The following is a 2992-nucleotide window of genomic DNA, read 5'->3' as shown; positions in this document are numbered from 1 at the left end:
AATATTGGGCGAGGATGAGAGACCCGCGCCCGCGTTGGCGTGCAGACCTGGAGAGGATGCAGAAACCGCTGCGCACACCCGCGAATCAGTGCCGGATGAGTATTGGGAAGCTATCGAAGCGGCTGCGGCGCATTCCGGGATCTCCACAGACGTGCTCGCGGCTCAAATCCAACAGGAGTCCGGATGGAACCCAAACGCGCAGAGCCCCGCGGGCGCTCAGGGGATCGCGCAGTTCATGCCAGGCACCGCCGCCCAGTACGGCCTAGATCCTTTTGACCCCATCGCCTCCATCGAGGCCCAGGGCCGCTATATGGCTGACCTGCAGGAGGAAGTCGGCAGCCTTGCCAGCAATGAGCGTGAACTCATAGAACTCACTCTCGCTGCCTACAACGCCGGCCCTGGTGCCGTGCAGCAACACGGAGGAATTCCCCCTTTCGCAGAGACCCAGCACTATGTCGAAACCATCCTGGAGTCCGCACAAGGCAACTTCTCCGCCAACTGCGCGCCTCCTGGAGGCTTCTACGCTGACGTGAGAGATCTCGGTCCGGGGGAGTGGACGCACCCGCTTCCAGGTGGCATCGTTACCTCCCGATTTGGCCCGCGACCATGCCCTATAGCGAATGCACTCAACTGCCACAACGGCGTCTCTGACCATCGAGGGATCGACATTGCAACGCCGCCTCCAGGATCTACCATCGTTGCGCCGATGGAGCTAGAGATCCGAGCCGTAGGCACCCAGCCCGGACTTGGGGAGACTGTGCTTGCGATCATGACGGAAGAGCCGTACCTGCACGTCGAATTCGGGCACTGCCGCTATAACTCGTTCTACGTCTCGGCCGGCGACATCGTGCCACCGGGCACACCCCTGTGCCATGAAGGCACGACTGGCAACTCCGCGGCTATTCACCTTCACCTGCAGTTTGGCACCCCCGACGGAGCCTGGGATCAAGCAGGTTGGGACAACCTGATTGACCCTGAACCCTTCCTCCGAGCGAAAGGCATCCTATGAAACGCGCGGGCATCATTAGCGTGATCATCATCGTCATTGCCGCAGCTGTTGCAGCAGTATGGGCCACGCAGCGCACTTCCGCAGAGGATGAAGTTGTAGGACCCACGCCCTCACCCGCAGAGTCGTCCTTGCCGGCTGCTCCGCAGCCATCGCCAGAAGACGATGAGCCGGCCATCGAGGACGCAGAGCGTGAACGCATGGAACAGCTGGCACTTGAAGCTGCCGAGGTCATGACTACCTGGGACCCCATCGAGGACTTCAACCAGACCGAGGCAGAGCTGCGCGCAGCTCATCTGATGACCGATGAACTAGCAGAGTCCATCAGGCCCCCAGAGCGTCCGACCACAGGCCCAAAGTGGCTCGATGCCGCTTCAGCAGGCGCAACCTCACGGCCAAGTGTGGAACCCAATCGAGCCACTAGCGATGAAGTGATCTCCGTCGAAGCGACGTGGGTATGGATTACCGAAGAAGGCTCAGTGATCAGCAATCCCACAGAGCGCAGGCTGTTCTTCTTCACTTTTGAAGAAGTGGCTGGAGAACTGCTGATTAGTGATTACAGCTGGGAGTCGGTCTAAAAGTTTGAGCAAAATGCAAGGCTTGTCAGTTCCCCCACCTTCCGACGAGGGAACTGACAAGCCTTGTCGTTACTAGTGAGACGAGGTGTAAGGGGTCTTGCCCTGAGGGAGATAGACCGATAGGTACCAGGTTTCGGTGCTCATCGGGCCGGTGTAGACAGAACGGTACGTCAACACAGCATTCTGGACACTAGATGAATGCTGCCGCCACGAGGACCGGACCGGAGTGGTGATCGAACCATACGTCGAGCTGGAGGCAGCGCTATGGCCGCTGCTGATCGATGACGGTCCACCGTTCGAGTGGCTATAGTCGAACCGGAACCTCATTGAGGTGACACCATTGCTGGAGAAGGCCAGGCAGTTGCTTTGGGAAACATAACCGCTACCGCTTCTTCCTTGGCACTGAGAAATTGCCATCGGCATGAAGATACCGTCGTCTTCTCCAGCCTCGAGCGGTTTATCCACAGAACTTACGCGAATAGAGCCGTCTTCAAATGTCTCAAGAGTCACCGTTGCTGTAGCAGTCTCAGTTACCTGAACATCAACAGGGTCTGATCCATCCATAGAGTGGAGGGTTCCCTCAGTCGCCAATTTGTGTTCGAGGCTGTCGATGGTCTCCTCAGAGAGTCCATAGGACTCAAAGAAGTCCCGAGCTTCGCCAAGCACATCAGTCTGGCTTGAGGCTGCGCTAGCAGGTGAGGAAACGAAACCAGTGATCAACACCGGGCCCTGGAACAGGAACTCGAGGTCATGCGCCGGGCTGCTGCCTACTTCGGTCAGGCTCAGATCCCGTCAAAATGAAGTACCCGCTCGTACGCGATCTCGCCGCCGTAGGAATCCCTGTGGCAGTGACGTGCCGGGTGCTGAAGATCGCTCGCCAGCCCTACTACCGGTGGCTGGCCAACCCCGTGACGGACCAGGAATGGGAAGAGGCCCATCGGCTCAATGCCCTGATTGATGCCCATCGTGATGATCCTGAGTTCGGGTACCGGTACCTGGCTGATGAAGCAGAAGAAGCCGGCTACCCGATGGCCCACCGGACCGCCTGGCGGCTGTGTGCCTCCCAGGGGGTGTTCTCGGTGATCAGCAAGCGCAAGAAGGGCAAGGGCACCCGCCCGGGGCCCCCGGTCCACGACGATTTGGTGAAGCGGCAGTTCAGCACTGTGAAGGCGCTGAACGAGGTCTGGCTGACCGACATCACCGAGCACCACACCGGTGAGGGCAAGCTCTACCTGTGTGCGGTCAAGGACGCCTGCTCACGCCGGATCATCGGCTATTCCATCGATAGCAGGATGAAGGCCTCCCTGGCGGTGCGGGCGCTGAACAACGCCATCGCCAACCGGGGCCGCACAGGGGCGGAGGTGGCCGGATGCATCGTCCACAGCGACCGCGGCAGCCAAGCCGTATT

The 2992-nt window shown here is 59.7% G+C and carries 2 protein-coding genes and 1 pseudogene; all 3 read left to right on the top strand.

The window, feature by feature from the left end; translation table 11 throughout:
• Positions 1 to 1009, top strand: a 1009-nt coding sequence (locus TX78_RS12760) for a transglycosylase SLT domain-containing protein (protein WP_158644330.1), incomplete at its 5' end; no start/stop codon positions are given.
• Positions 1006 to 1584 carry a hypothetical protein gene (locus TX78_RS09855; RefSeq protein WP_044495955.1) on the top strand — a complete coding sequence of 193 codons (579 nt, stop codon included), beginning with the start codon at positions 1006 to 1008 and terminating at the stop codon, positions 1582 to 1584. The genes TX78_RS12760 and TX78_RS09855, both read left to right, overlap by 4 nt.
• 705 nt (positions 1585 to 2289) lie before the next feature.
• Positions 2290 to 2992: pseudogene (locus TX78_RS09850) on the top strand (IS3 family transposase); the annotation flags it as partial.

Source organism: Nesterenkonia massiliensis (genome assembly GCF_000455245.1).
In the GTDB taxonomy this organism is placed as follows: domain Bacteria; phylum Actinomycetota; class Actinomycetes; order Actinomycetales; family Micrococcaceae; genus Nesterenkonia; species Nesterenkonia rhizosphaerae.
This window is presented reverse-complemented; position numbering and strand designations above follow the sequence as displayed.